Annotated in this window: 18 protein-coding genes and 1 pseudogene; 6 read left to right on the top strand and 13 right to left on the bottom strand. The window is 38.3% G+C overall.

What is annotated here, in order from left to right:
• The first annotated feature begins 144 nt into the window (after nt 1-144).
• Nucleotides 145-1,557 carry an APC family permease gene (locus HMPREF0493_RS04360; protein WP_050776636.1) on the top strand — a complete coding sequence of 471 codons (1,413 nt, stop codon included), beginning with the start codon at nt 145-147 and terminating at the stop codon, nt 1,555-1,557.
• A 37-nt stretch (nt 1,558-1,594) separates the two neighbouring features.
• On the opposite strand, the gene HMPREF0493_RS04355 is transcribed toward HMPREF0493_RS04360, so the two are convergent.
• The 6 genes and pseudogenes from HMPREF0493_RS04355 to HMPREF0493_RS04330 all read right to left on the bottom strand — a co-directional run bounded on the left by HMPREF0493_RS04355 (nt 1,595) and on the right by HMPREF0493_RS04330 (nt 6,764).
• Entirely contained in the window at nt 1,595-3,529 is a 1,935-nt protein-coding gene (locus HMPREF0493_RS04355) for a copper-translocating P-type ATPase (RefSeq protein WP_006352083.1), read from the bottom strand.
• A complete protein-coding gene (locus tag HMPREF0493_RS04350) occupies nt 3,529-3,906 on the bottom strand; it encodes a cupredoxin domain-containing protein (protein ID WP_040457202.1) in 378 nt (125 codons plus the stop codon). Before HMPREF0493_RS04350 ends, HMPREF0493_RS04355 begins: the two co-directional genes overlap by 1 nt.
• Nucleotides 3,907-3,917: 11 nt before the next feature.
• Nucleotides 3,918-4,358 (bottom strand): annotated as a pseudogene (locus tag HMPREF0493_RS04345) (CopY/TcrY family copper transport repressor).
• 98 nt (nt 4,359-4,456) lie between these two features.
• Nucleotides 4,457-4,741, bottom strand: a complete 285-nt coding sequence (locus HMPREF0493_RS09355; RefSeq protein ID WP_162041371.1) for a helveticin J family class III bacteriocin — start codon at nt 4,739-4,741, stop codon at nt 4,457-4,459.
• Between the two features lie 366 nt (nt 4,742-5,107).
• On the bottom strand, nt 5,108-5,317 hold the full coding sequence (locus HMPREF0493_RS04335) for a hypothetical protein (RefSeq protein WP_006352079.1): 210 nt from the start codon (nt 5,315-5,317) through the stop codon (nt 5,108-5,110).
• Between the two features lie 136 nt (nt 5,318-5,453).
• Nucleotides 5,454-6,764: an NCS2 family permease gene (locus HMPREF0493_RS04330; RefSeq protein ID WP_006352078.1), complete on the bottom strand. Its 1,311-nt coding sequence runs from the start codon at nt 6,762-6,764 to the stop codon at nt 5,454-5,456.
• Nucleotides 6,765-6,925: 161 nt separating this feature from the next.
• Between HMPREF0493_RS04330 and HMPREF0493_RS04325 the strand changes: the two genes are divergently transcribed.
• A complete protein-coding gene (locus HMPREF0493_RS04325; protein WP_006352077.1) occupies nt 6,926-7,663 on the top strand; it encodes a MerR family transcriptional regulator in 738 nt (245 codons plus the stop codon).
• A gap of 66 nt (nt 7,664-7,729) precedes the next feature.
• Here HMPREF0493_RS04325 and HMPREF0493_RS04320 read toward each other — a convergent pair whose 3' ends face one another.
• On the bottom strand, nt 7,730-9,037 hold the full coding sequence (locus HMPREF0493_RS04320) for an NCS2 family permease (RefSeq protein WP_006352076.1): 1,308 nt from the start codon (nt 9,035-9,037) through the stop codon (nt 7,730-7,732).
• Between the two features lie 228 nt (nt 9,038-9,265).
• Complete coding sequence (locus tag HMPREF0493_RS04315) at nt 9,266-10,573, bottom strand: NCS2 family permease (protein ID WP_006352075.1); 1,308 nt, start codon at nt 10,571-10,573, stop codon at nt 9,266-9,268.
• 238 nt (nt 10,574-10,811) lie between these two features.
• On the opposite strand from HMPREF0493_RS04315, the gene HMPREF0493_RS04310 reads away from it, so the two are divergent.
• Nucleotides 10,812-11,681, top strand: coding sequence for a GRP family sugar transporter (locus HMPREF0493_RS04310; RefSeq protein ID WP_006352074.1), 870 nt, complete (start codon nt 10,812-10,814; stop codon nt 11,679-11,681).
• A gap of 49 nt (nt 11,682-11,730) precedes the next feature.
• On the opposite strand, the gene HMPREF0493_RS04305 is transcribed toward HMPREF0493_RS04310, so the two are convergent.
• From HMPREF0493_RS04305 to nagB, 3 genes are all read right to left on the bottom strand, one after another.
• A complete protein-coding gene (locus HMPREF0493_RS04305; RefSeq protein WP_006352073.1) occupies nt 11,731-12,417 on the bottom strand; it encodes a deoxynucleoside kinase in 687 nt (228 codons plus the stop codon).
• Between the two features lie 33 nt (nt 12,418-12,450).
• Entirely contained in the window at nt 12,451-13,098 is a 648-nt protein-coding gene (locus HMPREF0493_RS04300; protein WP_040457201.1) for a deoxynucleoside kinase, read from the bottom strand.
• A 194-nt stretch (nt 13,099-13,292) separates the two neighbouring features.
• The gene (nagB, locus tag HMPREF0493_RS04295; protein WP_040457207.1) at nt 13,293-14,012 is read right to left on the bottom strand and encodes a glucosamine-6-phosphate deaminase; all 720 of its coding nucleotides are present in this window, start codon (nt 14,010-14,012) and stop codon (nt 13,293-13,295) included.
• Nucleotides 14,013-14,115: 103 nt separating this feature from the next.
• Here nagB and HMPREF0493_RS04290 point away from each other — a divergent pair, with 103 nt between their 5' ends.
• Nucleotides 14,116-14,934: an aldo/keto reductase gene (locus tag HMPREF0493_RS04290; RefSeq protein WP_006352070.1), complete on the top strand. Its 819-nt coding sequence runs from the start codon at nt 14,116-14,118 to the stop codon at nt 14,932-14,934.
• Between the two features lie 99 nt (nt 14,935-15,033).
• On the opposite strand, the gene HMPREF0493_RS04285 is transcribed toward HMPREF0493_RS04290, so the two are convergent.
• Both HMPREF0493_RS04285 and HMPREF0493_RS04280 read right to left on the bottom strand, forming a co-directional pair.
• Nucleotides 15,034-17,370, bottom strand: coding sequence for an ABC transporter ATP-binding protein/permease (locus tag HMPREF0493_RS04285; RefSeq protein WP_006352069.1), 2,337 nt, complete (start codon nt 17,368-17,370; stop codon nt 15,034-15,036).
• Between the two features lie 82 nt (nt 17,371-17,452).
• Nucleotides 17,453-18,553 (bottom strand): YdcF family protein, encoded by a 1,101-nt coding sequence (locus HMPREF0493_RS04280; RefSeq protein WP_006352068.1) that lies wholly within the window; start codon nt 18,551-18,553, stop codon nt 17,453-17,455.
• Nucleotides 18,554-18,639: 86 nt separating this feature from the next.
• Between HMPREF0493_RS04280 and HMPREF0493_RS04275 the strand changes: the two genes are divergently transcribed.
• Nucleotides 18,640-19,332: a CPBP family intramembrane glutamic endopeptidase gene (locus HMPREF0493_RS04275; protein WP_006352067.1), complete on the top strand. Its 693-nt coding sequence runs from the start codon at nt 18,640-18,642 to the stop codon at nt 19,330-19,332.
• Between the two features lie 33 nt (nt 19,333-19,365).
• On the top strand, nt 19,366-20,009 hold a 644-nt coding region (gene pcp / locus HMPREF0493_RS04270), incomplete at its 3' end, for a pyroglutamyl-peptidase I (RefSeq protein ID WP_040457199.1).

The following is a 20,009-nucleotide window of genomic DNA, read 5'->3' as shown; positions in this document are numbered from 1 at the left end:
GAGGCTATATACAAGTGAATTTGCGGAATCTATGTACTTGCATACAATTGAAGCCACCAAATATTAATCGCGGGAATTAGCAATATAATTTAATATTTGGAGGATTAAAAGTTGGATACTTTGGAACCGACGAAAAAGCATTATATGAGTTGGCCAGTAATTGCATTGATTGACTTTGTAACCATCATTAGTTTTGAAAATATCTTTTATCCTTTTCAAAACCAAGGTTTATCAGTTGTAATTTCCTGGATTTTCTTACTGTTTACTTATGTTATTCCCTATGCTTTGATTTCTAGTCAAATGAGTTTGACCTTCGACAATCAAGCGGGAGGCCTTGCTTCATGGGTGCGTCATAGCAGCAATGATACTTTGGGCTATTGGACTTCATGGATGTATTGGGTTCAGAGCGTACCATATATCGTTGATGTTTCTAACTCGATAATCGTTTCTTTTAGTTGGATCATTTTTGGTGACAATTCATTGGATAAAAGAATGTCGACCTTCTGGTTTGGGATGCTGACTTTTGTCATCATTTTGATTTTCATTCTATTGGAAAATCGTTTGAAGAATTCATTGGAAATTCTTTCTTTAATTGGTGGTGGCGCAATGTTTATTATGTCCATGCTGTTTGTTTTGCTAGCAGGCTGGGCTGTTATGCATGGTCACCATATTGCAACGCAGCCATTTAACTTGGGTGCATTTAAACCATCATTCAGTTTGAACTACTTCTCAACTACAGGATTGCTGATCTTTGCCATGTCTGGTGCTGAATTGGCTGCGCCTTATGTATCGCAAATGCGCAATCCTAAGAGAGATTTTCCTAAGGCAATGTGGATGTTGGCAATTATGACCGGATTCTTAACAATTTTTGGGACTTTGGCTTTGGCAATGTTCTTTAATGCACACCATATTCCACATGACTTTAAGATGAATGGTCCATACTATGCTTTTCAATTATTAGGAAACAGTTTAGGTATCGGCAAGACTTTGATGTACATCTTTGCCGTAGTTCAAGCACTGTTTATGATGGCCCAATTGGCGGTATTGCTTGATGCTTCAAGTCGTGTATTTGCTGGGGATGTTGCTGACAGATTTATGCCTAAATGGTTAACTGAAAAGAAAAATAAGAGCGGACGTCCGGTCCACTCCTACACTTTTACTGTTGGCTTGAGCTTGTTCTTGCTTTTGCTGACGGGAACTTTGCCTAATATTAATACCATCTATAATTGGTTGTTGAACATCAACGGAATTATTTCACCATATAAGACTTGCTGGGTTTTCTTCGCCTTCGTAGCAATGCGGATGCACCAAGAAAGATACCACTCAGATTATGTTTTTATCAAAAATAAAACTGGAGCTTTAACCGTTGGTTGGTGGTGCCTGATCTTCACTTTCGTTTGTGCTACTTTAGGATTTATTCCACAAAATGTAAAAATGGGTACACCTGCATTTAGCCACCAATTGATTATGAACTTTATCACTGTTTTCGTACTCTTTGGTTTAGGGTTGATCTTGCCATGGATGCGTAAGCATGAGGAAAAGAAAAATAAGCAATAAGACAATAATTATAATTAAAAAAGACGTAGCTTTAATGCTACGCCTTTTTGCTATCACCAGCAATTTTGGCTTTATTCAAAAGCAAGGAGCTGCTGACAACAGACACGGATGAGAATGCCATTGCTAAACCGGCAAGTTCAGGACTTAAGGTCAAACCTAATCCAACGAATAAGCCGGCGGCAATTGGAATGCCGATCGTGTTGTAAATGAGTGCCCAGAAGAGGTTTAATTTAATTCGGTTGAAAGTTTTCTTGGAAATATCAAGAGCCCGTACAACACCGCACAGATCGTTTTGGACAAGGACAATTCCACCAGAATCAATGGCAATATCAGTACCAGAACCCATAGCAATTCCAACATCGGCGGTTGATAGTGCTGGTGCATCATTTATACCGTCGCCGACAAAAGCTACTTTACGACCTTCAGACTGCAACTGTTTGATTTCACGTGCTTTTTCCGTGGGCAAAATTCCAGCGATTACTTGATCAATTCCAACTTCGTTTGCAATTGCTGCGGCTACTTTTTCATTATCGCCTGTCAGCATGATTGTCTTTAAGCCACGCTTTTTAAGTTCAGCAATTGCTTCCTTGGAACTAGGCTTAGGAGTATCTTGGATTGCAATTAAGCCAATAATGGTAGTGTCTAAGCCAACATAGACCACTGTTTTTGCTTGGCTTTGCAATTTTGCAGCTTGTTCAATTATTTCCTGGGAAATTTTTGCATCTTTCAAAATTTTTTCACTGCCGACAAAAGCATTTTGCTTTTGATAAATAGCTCTTATACCCTTTCCCTCGACTGCGTGAAATTGAGTGATTTGCTCTAGGGGTACCTTTGCTTCTTTAGCCTTATTGACGATTGCTGCAGCCAATGGGTGCTCAGAATTTTCTTCGAGGCTGGCCGCAATGGTCAGCACTTCGTCTTGCTTTCCGACAATATCGGTAACAACTGGCTTACCAATGGTAATTGTTCCAGTTTTATCAAAAACAACAGTATCAATGTCGCTAGCTTCTTCTAGAACTTCCCCATTTTTTATCAAGACTCCCATTCTGGCACTTCTTGCAGTTCCTACCATTAAAGCAGTAGGTGTTGCCAGTCCGAGTGCACATGGACATGCAATAACAATTACAGAAACAGCGAACAGCATTGCTTCAACAGCAGTTGCACCCAGAAACGCAAACCAAATAATAAAAGTCAAAATAGCAATAATGAGAACGGCTGGGACGAAAATATTGGAAATTTTGTCAGTAATATTTTGGATTGGTGCATGGCTGGTCTGGGCCTTTTTGACCAAATCTACGATTTGACTCAGCATGGTATCTTTTCCAACTTTAGTTGCTTTGAAAATTATCGTTCCATTGCTGTTGATGGTTGAACCAACGACAGCATCGCCTTTTTTCTTAGCAACTGGCATGCTTTCACCTGTTACCATTGATTCATCGATCGTAGATGAACCATCGGTAATAACACCGTCAACAGGAATTTTTTCACCGGGTTTAACGCGAATTAAATCGCCAACTTCTACTTCTACAAGTGGAATTTTAATGTATTCGCCGTTGCGCCAAACTTCAGCGTCCTTTGCCTGTAGATTCATTAATTTTGCTAAGGCATTTGAGGCGTTGTCATGCATTTTTTCTTCCATTGCATCGCCCAGAAGAACGAAAATGGTTACAAAAGCAGCACTTTCAAAGTAGACTTCTCGACCAGTGAACATCGCAAAAATACTGTAAAAATAGGCCACGGATGTACTCACAGCAACTAGCGTATTCATATTGGCGTTATGCTTTTGAAACGCTGCCCAGGCGCTTTCCCAATATGGAGCGGCTGAAATTGCCATGATGATTGTCGTTGTGATCAGAGCGATCCAATTATATCCTGGCATCATCCAGTGAAATGGCATGGCCACCATTTGAATCAACATCGGAATAGCCAAAATAAAAGATATCCAAAAGCGCTTAATATTTGAAAGTTTCATTACTTCACAATGACCTTTCCATGAAACATGTCCATTCCGCAAGCAAAATTATAGGTAGTAGCCTTGTCGGTTGGAATATTGATTTTAGTAACTTTTTGCTTAGTTAAATCTTTATTAATGCCTAGTTGTTCAAAAACTACATGTGATAAACATGCTGTGGAGTCCTGCATGTCAAACGCGATTTGGGCAGGCACACCCTTTTTCAGTACAATCGTTGATGGTGAATAGCCGCCTTTTACAACGATTGTCGCGTTTTGCTGGTTGTTTGAAACATGGCTGCTGCCCACTGCCTCAGTGTGTTTGCCAAAGAACCACCAAATAATAAAACCAATTAATCCAAGTCCGATAATAATTGCCAAAATTTGAAAAACAGTCATTTTATTCACTCCTAACATAAATGCGCTTTATCCGGTAAACAGTTGCAGGGAACCTTTTCCGGTGCGTCTTTTTCTTTTTCAGTGATAACCTCTTTCATCTGAGCTAAATCTTTTTTAGAAATTGGTGAATCAGATAATAGCTTTAAGATGACTTCGCCTTTATGCATGTCACACATGCGGTTTAAGCGCTCCTGAGCGGCTTCAATCATAATCTGCGTCTGACTAACCGTAGCTGTGTATATAAACCGTCTGCCGTCCTTTTTTGTTGCAATGAGTCCTTTTTTAACCAAACGGCGCAATAAAGTTTTGATTGTTGACTCCGTCCAGTTCTTTTTAGCTTGCAACTCTTCGATTACTTGAGTAGAACTAGCGTGCTTTAATTTTCAACCAATGCGCATAATTTCCCACTCGCTATCAGAAATGGTGCTTTCGTTTTCTTGCAATTTAACCATAATAGTTTTCCTTTCGTTTACAATGTAACTATACTCTTTAAGTTTACAAATGTAAACAATGATGCAACAAAAAAGAGAGTCTTCTTGACTCTCTGATTTTATTGCACAATATTTGCGACCCAGTAAATTCGATTTTCAGATACGGAATGAGCTTTATTCTTTTTATGATATGCCGTAGTTAAGCTTAGATTAGTTGCTGAAACATCAACACTTTCTAGCTCAGTCGCAATTTTGCGCCAGTGAGAACTGGTTACTTTATAATGCGTCCATTGAGTATATGATGTTGCGCCCAATGGGATTTTAACTAGTTCACGTGGAAACGAGCTCTTGGTTCGAGTTGGACGACGCTCACGTGAAATATAGATAGTTAAATTATTATCAATTGCGTATCCTTAAATAGAGTTTAACTGGTGTTTTTTATGTCCGAACAAATGATTAATATGAAATGCTTTTACTTTTTCTATTGAATTAAGGTTAACGGCCTTATTCTTCTTATGAGCTACGCAATCCAATACATAATTGACAGAGTTTAAGCTGTGATCTCTTTACGTGCGGATAAGCAGCTTGCACTACATCAGTAGCGTAATTAAATGCGTTAAATGGGGAAAAGAACTTAGTTTGGTTACTAGTTATGATCCTTTAGGAAATCTTACGCGAGCAAGTTCGGTATCCCAGCCTCTCTTAGTATGACGTGGTTTAGCACCGACGAACCATCTACCGCTTTTGGCATGGCACGTTCAATGATTGAATCATTGCCTACCTCTTGCAATGAATAAATGTATTTTGATTTGATAACTGCTTTTTTGAACAACATCAGCGGTTAAATTTTTAAGTCGATAAACTAACCGGGGTGTGGCAGTCATAGTAGCTAAAACAGTGGTTCGACAGTTTGCTAATAAAGCAAAGGCAAAAATACTGACAGAACCGATAATAAATTTATGTATAATGCGATCTTTCATTCTTTCCCAATTCTCCAAAAAATACAACCAGATATCTATGATAGGATAATGAGAATGAATGTAAATGAATGAAAGGGCTTAAAAAGGACAAATTTTCAGATTTAATAAAATTTGTCCTTTTAAAAATTGTTTTTATCTATAAATTAGTGATCAGGAAGAAGCCGATAAAGATGAAGAACAGAATATACATCATTATTGAAACTTCTTTATAACGCTTAGTTGCGATCATTGTAATTGGGTAAGCGATCATACCTAAGGCAAGTCCGTCAGAAATACTGTAGGTAAGTGGCATACCGACAACGATTAAGAAAGCAGGAAAAGCAATTTCAAATTTTTCCCAATCGATTTTCTTAAGGTTGGATGCCATCAAAACACCAACAATAATTAATGCCGGTGCTGTTACAGTGGTTGGAATAACCGTCAAAAGTGGACTGAAAATCATTGAAATCAAGAAGAAGATTCCGATGAAAATCGCAGTTAAACCAGTACGTCCGCCCATTGCAATACCGGCACTTGATTCAACAGATGTACCAAGTGGAGCAGTACCACAAATTGCACCTTCGATCATTGCAGTTGAATCTGCGGCGAAGGCTCGACCAATCCGTGGAATTTTGCCATTTTCATCAACCAAACCAGCTTGTTCAGTCATTCCGATTAAAGTTCCCGCAGTATCAAAGAAGGTAACAAGCAAGAAGGTCAAAACGACGATAAACAATTGAGGAGTGTTAATATCCTTCAAGTGGAAAATGGCCTGTCCAAAAGTTGGTCCCATAGATGGTGGGGTAGAAATAAATGTATGTGGCAAAGGAATTTGACCAATACAGATTCCGAAAATCGCGGTAACGATCATGCCGATAAAAATCGAACCTGGAACATTCATTGCCATTAAAATAACTGTAAGTACAAGGCCAAATAAGGTGATCCAAACGGCTGGTGAAGAGAATTTACCCAGAGTTACAAGTGAAGAACTGCTATCAACAATCAATTTACCATTTTGTAAACCGATGAAGGCAATAAATAACCCAATTCCGGCAGAAATAGCATATTTTAAATCCTGTGGAATGGCATCAACGACTAATTCACGCAGGTGAAGAGTCGTAATTAATACGAACAAAATTGAAGCAACTAAGACAGCTGCTAACGCTGTTTGCCAATTAATGTGCATATTGCCACAGACATTATAAGCAAAGAAGGCAGCACTTCCTAAAGTGGGAGCCAATGCGATAGGATAGTTGGCAACTAATCCCATAATGAAACATCCGATTGCGGTAGCGATCGCTGTTACGGTAAAGGCAGCTCCAGAAGGGATTCCAGCTGCGTGCAAAATGTTTGGGTTAACGAATAAGATGTAGGAGAGACTGACAAACGTGGTTAAAGCAGCGATTAACTCACGTTTAACAGTGGTATGAGCATCTTGTAAATGAAAGACTTTATCTAATGTCTGCATTTAAAAATTTCCTCTAAAATATTAATACTATAAAATGTATTGTATTTAGTTTAGCACAGATTGTTCGTGTTTGAAGTGACATTTCCTGGGAAATAAAAAAAGAGGCTTGACCTTAACGCATCGTAAACCTGTATTTTATATAGTAGAAAGAGGTGACAGTAATGTCAGATGATAAATATAGTGTTAGCGAGGCTGCAAAATTGGCTAACGTTTCGCCGAGGACGGTTCGATTTTATGATGAAAAGAATTTAGTTTCACCATCAAGCGTTGGAGAAAATGGCTATCGGATTTATACAGCCAAAGAAGTAGAACAATTAAAATTGATTTCGTATTTAAGAGAACTGGGTCTTTCTTTGAAAGACATCAAAAAATTGCTAGCTGACAAGAATAGCACGCGGTCATTTCAGCTTTTGATTGAAAGACAAAAAGAAATTAACGAAGAAAAAATAGAAGCCTTAAAAGATAAACAAAGGCAAATAAAAAATTTTGAAAAAATCTTGCGTCCACGAAACTTGAAAAATGAAAATGTTGCTGACATTACAAAAATTATGAGAAATGAAATTAAATTGACGCATTACAGAAGAAAAATGTGGGTTTATGCAGCGATGCTTTTCTTAATTGAAATAATCGGAATTTATGGCACAGTGCTAATGGCTAAACAAGAAAAAGCTTTTGCAGCAAGTCTGACTTTTGCCATAATGATGATTTTAATTATTATTGGTGGCACGTTATTAACGTTGATGTATTATCGTAATGTAGCGTATATTTGCCCGAATTGCGGTAGAAAATTTGTTCCAAAACTTAAACAGTTTTTCTGGGCTGCTCATACGCCTAAATTCAGAAGACTGCGTTGCCCTGAATGCCATAAAAAATCATATTGTCTGGAAGTATCACGATAAACAATAAAACCGAGTTCAAATTTGGACTCGGTTTTTTCTATGATTGAAAGAGATTTTTATATAAGGTTAGATGTTTAATACTGCAAAGTAAATGATGAAGACAACGAACAGCAACCACATTATAGGTGTAATTTGCTTGAACTTCTTAGCAGCAATCATTGAAAGTGGGTAAACAATAATTCCCCAAGCTAAACCATCGGAAATTGAATAAGTAAGTGGCATACCTAAAACAATTAAGAAACATGGAATAGCAACTTCCAGGTTGGTCCAGTGAACGTGGGCCAAGTTTTCAGCCATTAATACACCAACGATGATTAAGGCTGGAGCAGTGACTTGAGTGGTAAAAGCACTAAGGATTGGACTGAAAATCATTGAAATCAAGAAGAAGATCCCTGTCCAAACAGCGGTTAAACCGGTTCTACCACCGACGGCAATACCAGTACTTGATTCAATGAAAGCACCAACTGGTGAAGTACCAAGAACAGAACCAACAAGCATACCAGAAGAGTCGGCAGCCAAAGCTCGACCTGCACGTGACATCTTGTTGTCCTTCATTAAGCCAGCTTGTTGAACCAATCCGATTAAAGTACCAGTAGTGTCAAAGAAGGTAACAAGCAAGAAGGTTAAAACGATGATCCACATCTGAATGGTATTAATATAGCTAACGTGGAAAATAGCTTGACCAAAGGTTGGTGCGATGCTTGGAATTGATGAAACGATAGAAGTAGGCATTGGAATTTGGCCGATGCAGATTCCAAAAATAGCTGCCAAAATCATTCCGATAAAGATAGCACCAGGGACACGAGCGATCATCAAGAAAATAGTGACAATTAAACCAAAGATCGTAATCCAAACGGTTGGGTTGTTTAGAGCACCGATTGTAACCAAGGTTGAATCACTGTTTTGGATTAATTTACCACCTTGCAAACCAATGAAAGCAATAAATAAACCAATACCAGCTGAAATAGCATATTTGATATCTGCTGGAATCGCATCAATGATCATCTCACGGATTTTAAATACCGTTAACAAAATGAACAAAATTGAAGCTACGAAAACGGCAGCCAATGCTGTTTCCCATTTAACTTTCATTCCTAGGCAGACGGTGTAAGTAAAGAACGCATTCAAGCCTAATGTTGGAGCAGAAGCAATTGGATAATTAGCTACAAGCCCCATCACAATACAAGTAAAAGCAGCTGCTAAGGCTGTAACCGTGAAGACAGCGCCTTTATTCATTCCGCTGGCACCCAACACGTTAGGGTTAACGAAAAGAATATAAGACATACTTACAAAAGTAGTCAAACCTGCTAATAATTCTGTTTTAAATGAGGTTTTGTTCTCACTTAAATGAAAAAAACTATTGATAGAATTCATGTAATCCTCCAGAATATATTGTTCGTAAATATCTGATTATATTCTATAAATTAAAGATAAAATACGAAGATTGTAATAAAATACCGAATGTTCAATTTTTATTATAACTAAATAGTTAACAATTACAACGTTTTTAATTAAATATATTCGGTTTTTCTTAAATAAATCTTTGGCAATAAAAAAACTGACCTAAGTTTTCACTTAGATCAGCAACATTAATTACTAAAATTAGAAATTCAAAACCCACAAGAAAATTATAAAGACAACGAACAATACCCACATCATCGGGCTAATTTCCTTGCCACGTTTTGCAGCAAGCATACAAATTGGGTAGGTGACCATTCCCCATGATAAACCATCAGAAATACTGTAGGTAAGTGGCATTCCTAAGATGATTAAGAATGAAGGAACGGCAATTTCAAGCTTATTCCAGTGAATATGAGCGGTATTTTGAGCCATCAAGACACCAACAATGATCAAAGCTGGAGCAGTAACTTGAACGGTAAAGACACCTAAAAGGGGGCTGAAGATCATTGAAATTAAGAAGAAAATAGCTACAAAAACGGCTGTCAAGCCAGTTCTACCACCTACAGCGATTCCGGCACTTGATTCAACGAAAGCACCAACTGGTGAAGTACCAAGAACGGAACCAACCATCATCGCACTTGAGTCAGCAGTTAAAGCTTTACCGATACGTGGCATCTTATTGTTTTTCATAAAGCCAGCTTGTTGGGCCAAACCAATCAAAGTACCGGCTGTATCAAAGAAGGTAACTAATAAGAAGGTCAAAACAACAACCCACATTTGAACGGTATTAATATCTTTAATGTGGAAAACAGCTTGACCAAAAGTTGGAGCCAAACTTGGAGCTACGGAAATTACCTTATGTGGAAGGGCAATTTGTCCAGTGCAAATACCGAAAACAGCAGATAAAACCATTCCGATGAAGATTGCACCAGGCACTTTCAAAATCATTAAGACAACCGTTACAATCAAACCAAAAATGGTGATCCAAACGAGTGGATCGTGGAAGGAGCCTAAACCAACCAAGGTTGATTTGTTAGCAACAATCAGCTTACTATTTTGCAAACCTAAAAAGGCAATAAACAAACCGATACCAGATGAAATAGCAAACTTCAAATCAGCTGGAATTGCGTCAATGATCTTTTCTCTCAACTTGAACAAAGTAATCAAAATGAAGATGAAAGAAGCAACAAAAACGCTGGCCAGCGCAGTTTGCCAGGAAACATGCATGCTTACACAGACGGTATAAGCAAAGAAAGCATTGATTCCTAGAGCAGGTGCTTCACCGATTGGATAGTTGGCGACAATCCCCATAATTGCAGTACCAAGTGCTGCGGCAAGGGCAGTAGCAGTGAAAACTGCACCGGTATTCATACCAGAAGCACCTAAAACATTAGGATTAACAAATAAAATATAAGACATGCTGATAAAAGTAGTTAAACCGGCCAAAAATTCGGTTTTAACTGTCGTCTTATATTTATCAAGCTGAAAATAAGACTTAATAAAATTCATTTTTATCCCCCATATAGAATGTTCGTGTTTTTATCCCAATTCAACAACTCTTTTACTCTATCATTCTCATATAAAAATGTAAACACGAATTATGAAAGAAATCTTATTAAAAATAGTTATTTATTGTTTGGACTTATTTCTTCGATTGAATAAAATAATTGACTTTCCGGTGATTCAACCGCTAAAATAACTTCATTCACTTACTTTTAGATAATACAAACATAGGGAGAAAAAATTTATGAATATTGTGTATATGTTGCTACCGGCACTGGCTTGGGGCATTTTGCCGCTTGCCGTTGCACGGATTAATGGGAAACCGATTAATCAGATTTTCGGAACTACAGTTGGAACGTTAATCGTTGGATTAATTACCTTGCCTTTTATCAAGGCTGCTACTGCTCTTGATGGCAAAACATTTTTGATGGCTGCTTTGGCTGGTGCCTTTTGGGTAGTGGGCCAATTAGGTCAGTATACTGGATATGCCAAGATCGGTGTTTCTGAAACAATGCCAATCTCAACTGGTTTGCAATTAATCGGAACTTCATTGGTTGGGGTTGTGATTTTTGGAGAATGGGCTTCAACTAATGCTAAAATTTGGGGCTTTATCGGAATTGCTCTTTTAATTGTGGGAGCAATCCTTACCTCTGTTTCAGATTCCGGCACAAGTGAAGGCAGTGAAAAGAATCAAGTCGGCACTATTATCATGTTGGTCTGCACCACGCTTGGTTTTATCATTTACAACGCAATTCCACGTGCTTTGAGCGCATCTGGTTTAGCAATTTTCTTCCCAGAATCAGTTGGGATGGTTGTTGCAGTTTTAATTTATCTGCTATTTACCAAGCAAATGAAAGAAATAAAGTCAAAAAGCAGCCGGCAAAGCCTGCTTGCTGGTTTCATCTTTTCAATTGCGGCAACGACCTATATCTTGTCAGTTAAAGATAATGGTGTTAACACGGCATTCGTTGTTTCTCAACTTTCAGTAGTTATTTCTACCTTAGGCGGAATGATTTTCTTGCATGAAAAGAAGAGCAAGAAAGCTATATTCTTTACTATTACTGGTTTGATTTTAATTTTTGCTGGTGCAATTTTAACTACTATCATGCATTAATTTCATTAAATAAAAATTCCTGCGAGAATGTAATCTTGCAGGAGTTTTTTTATGCTTCGATTTGAATATCGGTTGATTTATCCCAGTTGAGTGGCAATTTGCCGATAGATTTCAATTTAGCAACGATTTGATCCAAGACGATCTCACGGTCCTTCTCAGAAGCCATAAAATCAAACTTGTCACCATCGATTTCCATCTTAGGTGAATGATCATATTTTTCATACCATGGCTTGTAGTAGCTTAATAAACGCTTATAGTAGTCTTCTAGCGTTGAATCGTAACTAAGCTGTTCATACGGACGACCACGTTTTTGAATTCGTTTGATCATCGTATCATATGAAACATTAATGTGAACAAGCAAATCTGGGTTCTTCTTCGGCATCCGCTTCAATTCGCCCATCATATTGTTCAATAATTCATAGTAGGTATCTACTTCTTCTTGTGTGGCACGACCAATATCTGCGTTCATTTGGAAAAATAAGGCATCTTCATAAATTGAACGGTCAAGTACGTTATTATCTGCGGTTAAGGCTTCTTTGATACTGTGAAAACGCGTATTTAAAAAATATACTTGAAGCAAGAATGCGTACTTTTTTGGATCAGCATAAAAGAGTGGCAGAACAGGGTTGTCGTCAACACTTTCGTAGAATGGCTTAGTTCCTAAATATTTGGATAAAATACCTGTTAAACTGGATTTACCGGCTCCAATTGGCCCGCTTAAAACAATAACTGTCATCACGTTCCTTCTTTTTTATTTCATTCATTAAGACTATAAGTTACCGATTTGGTGCAACTTATCATCAATTTCATTTAATACTTCTTGTTGAGCACCCATGTTGGTGACAAAATCAAGCTTATTACCATCGATCATCATCTTAGGAGATGCGTCATAGTGTTCATACCATGGTTCGTAGTACTTCAAAAGGCGAGCATAGTAGTCCTTTAAACCTGGATCAGTGCTGATTTGTTCAAAGGATCTGCCGCGCTTCTTGATTCTAGCAAGCATAGTATCAAGAGAAACATGGATGTAGATAAGCAAATCTGGCTTTTTGCTTGGATTGCCAGGCGTGTCTTCCATCATGTTTTCAAGCAAATCGTCGTAGATCTTGAACTCAGTTGGATCGGCAATCTTGCTATCCACGTTCATCTTGAAGAAAAGTGCATCTTCATAAATTGAACGGTCAGAAACGCTGTTCTTTTCTTGAACTGCTTGATTAATTTGAGCTAAGCGGTGGTTGAGCAGATAAGTATTAAGCAAGAAGGTATAACGCTTCATATCCTTGTAGTATAGGGGAAGAACGGGATTGTTATCGACGCCTTCATAAAATGCTTGCGTACCTAGATGTTCGGCTAAAATACTGGTTAAACTGGATTTTCCGGCTCCAATGGGCCCACTTAAGACAATAACTTGAATCACACTCTTTCTTAAACACAATATGTAGAACATTAAATAGTTTAATACGATATATTGTGTCTAACAAGCAATTTTTTAATTCTGTTAAACGGTAAAAAGTCAAGTTCTGGATTTGTATTTTGAGTAGAAATCGAATAGAAATAAAAATACCAGCTAAGCATTTTTGCTTAACTGGCATTTCTTATCATAAATTTTGTTTAGTTCTTATATTTATCGTCAAGTTCTTTGGCAGCTGCCTTGTCAACGATTACCGTTACGTCAGCATGCTTTTGCAAAATTGATGCAGGAACATCTTCAGTGATTGGACCTTCGATCATTTCTTTAACGGCATGAGCTTTCTTTTCGCCAAAGGCCATCAAAACGATCTTCTTAGAAGCCATAATGTTGGCTGGACCCATACAGATAGCACTCTTTGGCACTTCATCAATATTGTCAAAGAAGCGAGAGTTGGCCTTGATTGTATTTTCAGTCAACTTAACTTCGTGGGTGCCGATTTCAAATGAAGTACCTGGTTCGTTAAAAGCAATGTGACCATTGCGACCGATACCTAACAGTTGAATGTCGATTGGGTTGTCCTTAATGATTTGATCGTATTTTTTACAAAAAGCAGGAATATCTTTTGCCATTCCATCTGGAATATAAGTCTTCTTGAATGGCTTTTTATCAAATAAATGTTTTTGCATAAAGTAATGATAACTTTGAGGATTATCTGGCTTTAAACCAACGTATTCATCCAGGTTAATACTAGTAAGACCAGAGCAGTTAAGGTCGCTTTTTACCCAGTTTTGGTAAAGAGTTTCTGGAGTAGAACCAGTAGCAAGGCCTAAAACCTTGGCTCCGTCTTTAATCCCTTTTTCGAAAATTTCAAATGCTTTAGCTCCGCCTTCAATTTGGTCTTCTGTAACAATAACTTTCATCATGAATAAATCCTCCTTTATTTACTGGTCTAGTCCATTATAAAATGGTCTATGCCATTTTGTCAATCGAAAAATGTAGTAAAATCTAAGTGAGGTGAAAAAGATGGACTTAACTGGCTTAGGGATAGGTACCTGGAATATAGGTGAAGATCCTAAAAAGAAAAAAGACGAAATTGCAGCAATTAGATATGGATTAGATAATGGCATTAAGATTATTGATACTGCCGAGATGTATGGTGAAGGCAAAAGCGAAACCTTGGTTGGTCAAGCAATTAAAGGTTATGATCGTAGCCAAATGTATCTTATTTCTAAGTTTTACCCTTATCATGCAACGCCTGAACTTGAGCGCAAAAGTCTTGAAGCTAGTCTTAAGAGATTAGGAACGGACTACTTAGACTTATACTTGCTTCATTGGCGGGGCAGTCACCGGTTATCAGATACGATTCGTGGTTTGGAAGATCTAAAAAAGGAAGGTCTGATTCGGCAATGGGGTGTTTCAAACTTTGATACTCCTGATATGAAAGAACTTTTTTCCGTACCAGGTGGTCAAGCATGCTTTGCCAATGAAGACTTGTATAACTTGGATCACCGCGGCGTTGAATATGATCTATTGCCATGGCAAGAGAAAAATAAGGTTAACTTTATTGGCTACTCGCCATTCAATTCAGGCAAAGGCAATACGATCAGAATTACGCATAATTTAAAGACTGTAGCGCGTGATCATGATGCTACGCCACACCAAATAATGCTTGCTTGGGCCCTGCGCAGTGGGAAAATTTTATCAATTCCTAAATCAGGCAAGGTTAGTCATATGAAGGAAAATATTGCAGCACAAGAAATTAAACTTAACGATGATGAATTGCGGTTAATCAATTCTGATTTTCCACAACCGACTCACAAGCTGCCACTCGATATGATATAAAAGAAAAGCCGTCTTTCCAGATTGGAAAGGCGACGTTTTCTTTAAAGATATTCAGTTTTATTTTATGACTTTTTCACATAAAAAGTTAATGGAGCTGTTTTATTCGCTTCTAAGAGCGATTGCGGCATCCTTTTTGGCTGCCATTCTTGCTGGCAAGTGTCCACCGATTAATGTCAAAACAGTAGAGATGATGATCAGATAAAGCGCGTGAAGCGGATTTAATTGAGCTACGTTTGCCAAGTCAGTTATGTTGTAGATAACCGTATTAATTGGAAACGTCAACAAGTATCCAATTCCAACGCCAAGTACACCGGCGAAGACACCTAGAATAAAGGTTTCGGCATCAAAGACGCGTGTAATGTCGCGTTTTCTGGCACCTAATGCTTTAAGCACTCCAATTTCTTTGGTTCTTTCCAAAACAGAGGTGTAAGTAAAAATACCGATCATAATCATTGAAGTAATCAATGAAATAGCGGCAAAGGCGATCAAAATCGTTGTCACACCATTAAGCAGGCCACCAGTCATCTTGGTTACGGCGCTGGACATATCGGTATAGACAATTTGATTCTTTTTACTCTTGCCTTTGTTCCACTTATCTAAGTAATCAAGTACCTTATCTTTAGCGTCAAAATTATTTGGATAAATCATGATGCCAGTAGGGATGCTGCTGCCGCCAAGTGTTTGCATCATTTGTTTCTTTTCGGTTGCAGTCATTGCTTGACCAGTCATCACATTGCGGTTGGTCTTCTTTTGTGCCTTAACAATTGCTGAGTTTTTGTTCTCGTTGATAATTTTTTGAGTCAACTTATCGCTGTAAGCGACACCGCTTGAAAGAAGCTGCATTGAATCTTCACTCTTTGGTCGGATAACTGCAACAATTCTTAGTTTGGTACCATTGTTATACATGCTGCTAGTCGCTTTTTTCGGAATAAACATGCCAGTTGGCAATTTTTGGTAGTAGTCATCGTTAGCAACAACACTGAATTCTTTACCAATCAAGCTACTTAATTTGATCTTAGAATTGTTTTTCACATTGAGACCTAAATTCTTCAATGCATTGATATTAACCGTATTTTTGTTGTCGGCAACAATAACTAAATCTGTCGCTTTAGTTGGCCAAGTACCAGAAAGCAATTGATAATTCTGTTTCAAAAAATTGCCTTTGTTTTTATTCAAAGTAGTGGGGAATACGCTGGATCCGATTCCCATCGAGCTCAGCGCTTGGCTGCGCATTTGAGAAACCGATTGATTGGAATTAGGGTCAGTAGTAGAAAACTGTACTTTTTCAGCCTTGCCATTCTTTAGCCCTAATAGATGCAAGCTGATTGCTCGTTGATAAGAAATATTGTTGGCATAGTTAGGATTGATTTTTTTAACGTAGTTAACATAAGCTTCCGTGATTTTATTGATGTGCGTGTTCTGTTCGGCCTCGTCAGGCTTAGCCGTGACATAGCCGCGATTTTTGACATTTTTATCGGATTCCTTACGGTTCCCCATGGCTGTCATGTCAGTGGCAGTTGCCGTGATTGCCACTGGATATTTTGCCAGAGCCTTGCTCATCGTAGTATCGATTTGTTTTTGAAAACCGTTTGAAATCGACAATACGACCGCAATAGAGATAATTCCGATACTCGAAGCAAAAGCGGTTAAAATAGTTCGCCCTTTTTTAGTCATAATGTTGGTAAAACTAAGTTTAATCGCGTTCCAATAAGACATCTTTGTTCGTTTAAGGTTGAAAGTGTCTTTAACTTCGTTAACTTGGTAAGGGTCAGAATCATGCAGAATTTTGCCATCTTGGAAATTAACGATTCTAGTGGCATATTCCTTAGCTAGTTCTGGATTGTGAGTAACCATAATTACCAAGCGATTTTTGGATAGCTTCTTGATCAGTTTCATGATCTGAACGGAAGTTACAGTATCTAGCGCCCCAGTTGGTTCATCACATAGCAAGATGTCGGGATCATTTGCGATTGCCCGGGCAATTGCGACACGCTGCATTTGACCACCGGATAACTGGTTTGGATTTTTGTGCATGTGCTCTTTTAAGCCAACTTCGGTCAATGCTTGAATAGCCTTTTCATGGCGCTCTTTAGCAGGTACCCCGGATAAATTCATTCCTAATTCTACGTTATCAATAATTGATAGGTGAGAGATTAGGTTGTAGTTTTGAAAAATAAAACCGATCGTGTTGTTGCGGTAAGCATCCCAATCAGTTTCCTTAAAATTCTTGGTAGATTTTCCGTTGATAATCAAGTCACCGCTATCATAACGATCAAGTCCGCCGATAATATTTAGTATCGTAGTTTTACCAGAACCACTTGGACCTAAGATGGCTACGAATTCTTGATCACGGAAAGAAATAGAGACATCGTCCAAAGCATGAGTGACGGTGTCTCCAAGGTGGTAAGATTTACGAATATCTTTTAGTTGAAGCATACTTTTTACCTTTCCCAAACTAACAATTTATTAGTTAAAAGTAGTATAACATCGACCATTCATTAACTGTGAGATAAATGCCCTACATCATTTGCAGTTTTTCACTGCCGGTTGCGACGAGGATTGCCTGAATAATGCAGAAAATAACGATAAGACAGATAACAACTGCATGGCGCTTTTTGTGCATGACAAAAACACCAGCAAATTCACGAATAATTGCATTAGGCAGGAAGTAGAAGCGAGTATAGGAACCTACGCCATTTGCACGTAATCCCACCTTTTTTGCATAGAGTGCAGCGCGGAAAATATGATAATTGTTGCTGAAGAATTTTGCTTTGAATTTATCGCTGCCAAAATCTTTGGTGGCAACGCGCTTGGAATAGAGCATATTTTGATATGTGTTCTCGGATTTGTCTTCAAGCAAAAGATCGTCCCGTTTTATTCCGCGGCTAATAGCATAATTCATCATTGCTTGAGCTTCAGAGATCTTTTCATCGCCTCCGCGGCCGCCAGACATGATGATTTTAGGCATTTTTCTTCCTTTATCTACTTGTTTTTGCGCAAACTGGATAGCGCGATTGATTCTGCCTGCTAAAAGGGGCGTTACCCTTTCACCATTGATTAAACCGGCCCCTAGCACGATTAAATAATCTTGATTGTAGCGGCGCGGTACGAATTGGTAAAGGATGCTGTTGACTAAATAATTGTACATTAAAAAGACCAAGTAAAAGGCGATCGTTGGTGCGGCTGTCAAGAGCACATTTAACCAGTGAGGCAAGTATTTTGCTGGCCCCAAAAGCGTGATAACCCAAACAACAATTAAGCCAATACCCAAGATTAAGGTTAATAAGTTAGGCAGGGTATGACTTTCATATTTCCACACAAAATAAGCGTTCCACAGACAAAATAGCCAAGAGAAGGCGGTAATCAAGAAGATTAGCAGGAAAAACAGCAAAACAAGGCAGACATATACGATTCTGAGCGTCCTTAACTGAGTGGCGAGAACTAAAATAGTTAGCCAGCCGGCGAACATCAACAGAAAAAAAGTAAAGAAAATGCCATTAATCAATCTTCTAGGTTCAATCAGCCATGAGACTAAGAAAATAAGCAAGGCGATTGTTAGTAAAATTGAAAAATAGCTGAAGCCCCGATTTTGTTCAAAAAAGTGAATTAAATTAGTCATATAAACCATCCCTTAGGTATTTTTACACATATCCATTATAATAAAAGCATTAGTTAAATTCCTAAGAAATTAAGGTGAGTTATTGAATGAAAAAAATCTTTCATTATGGTGGCAATATTGCTGAAGCAGTAATTGCATTGTTTTTATATGGCATACTGCAAGATTTTTATTTCTTTCCTAAACAAATCAAACAACGATATCATTTACCATTATCAATTCAAGAGTTTGCAACGGCACTAGTAACAGTTGCTGTAATTTGGTTTATTTTTTGGATGTACAAAAAGCAGCTGCAATCGGTAAATGACTGGGGCTTCAATGAGCGACCGCACTGGAGTGCACGCCGGATAATGATTTTTCTTGCTGGCTTTATTTTGATCACGGTCTTAGGTGGCATTATGCTGCAATTGGTTAGTCAAGGAAAAACAGTTTCAACTAACCAGCAGAATCTAGACCAGCTTTCTAAGCAGAGTGGGAAATTATTTGAAATCATGGTTTGCTTCGTTGCTCCAGCCTGCGAAGAAGTGATCTTTAGAGGGATGTTTTTCAATACATTTTTTACTAAGGCAACTAGATTTAATAAATGGGCTGGTATCTTAGTTTCAGGCTTTTTGTTCGCTTATATGCATGATCCTGGTTTCACTAAGTTTATCTATGTTTATTGGGTTTTAGGCTGCGTTCTTGGCTGGGTATATATGTCGACAAAAGATTTGCGCTACTCAATACTGACGCATATGTGCTACAACTCATTAGGTTTTGTTCACATGATGACTTTGCTGTAGGTTACACGTGAAACTTTTAAGAAGATGAAGAGAATGAAGATTTTAGTTACGGGCTTTGATCCATTTGCTGGTGAAAAAATCAATCCGGCTATTGAGGCAGTGAAAAGATTGCCAGATAAAATCGCCGATGCTGAAGTTGTTAAGTTGGAAATACCGACGATTTTTAATAAATGCGCACAGATTGTTAAAAAGGCAATTGAACAAGAAACCCCTGATTATGTGTTGAATGTTGGACAAGCTGGCGGACGCGCGTGCTTAACGCCGGAAAGAATAGCAATCAACATTAATGATGGCAGTATTCCAGATAATGCTGGCTATCAACCATTGGGCGAAGCAATTCATGAAGATGGAGCTGCGGCGTATTTCACGCAGCTGCCAATTAAAGCTGAAGTTAAGGCAATTAGAGATGCTGGAATTCCCGCTATGGTGTCGGATACTGCAGGGACTTATGTTTGCAATCATATTTTTTATCAAGTGCAATATTTGCGGGAAAAAGAATTTCCAACGCTCAAGGCAGGTTTTATTCATATTCCGTTTTTGCCGGAACAGGTTGTAAGGCGGCCGACGATGCCATCGATGTCATTGAACAATATTGTCAAAGGCTTGACGGTAGCGATTGGTGCGATTGTTGAACGAGATGGTCAAGGCGACATTGTTGCGATTGAAGGACATACGCA

Source organism: Lactobacillus amylolyticus DSM 11664 (assembly GCF_000178475.1).
GTDB lineage: Bacteria > Bacillota > Bacilli > Lactobacillales > Lactobacillaceae > Lactobacillus > Lactobacillus amylolyticus.
This window is presented reverse-complemented; position numbering and strand designations above follow the sequence as displayed.